This window comes from Dellaglioa sp. CoH-57-MRSF-16 (assembly GCF_056782055.1).
Map to the genome: position 1 here is coordinate 1 of NZ_JBXAXZ010000192.1, position 263 is coordinate 263.

A 263-nucleotide genomic window follows, 5' to 3' on the forward strand; every position below is an offset into this window, starting at 1 on the left:
GTTCATGGTTTGGCTGAAGCAGGGAATCACCTCACGACGGCTCATCATCAACGACGCGAAGGCGCTCGTGCATACGGTGAATGACACGGCCTACCTGGTCAGCCCGGGTGTGTTCCAACGCTATGCGCAGGAGCATCCCGAAGTGGCCGCGCTCGCCAAGCAGGAGAATCAACAGGATTGGCAGTGGGTGCAGAAGCGCTTCGAGAAGCTGCAGCTACATCGCAAGCACCCCAATGGCCTGAACATTTGGACCTGTGAAGTCA

The 263-nt window shown here is 57.8% G+C and carries 1 protein-coding gene; it reads left to right on the plus strand.

The window, feature by feature from the left end:
* On the plus strand, positions 1-263 hold a 263-nt coding region (locus tag AC1RPH_RS08385), incomplete at both ends, for a conjugal transfer nickase/helicase domain-containing protein (protein WP_481762128.1).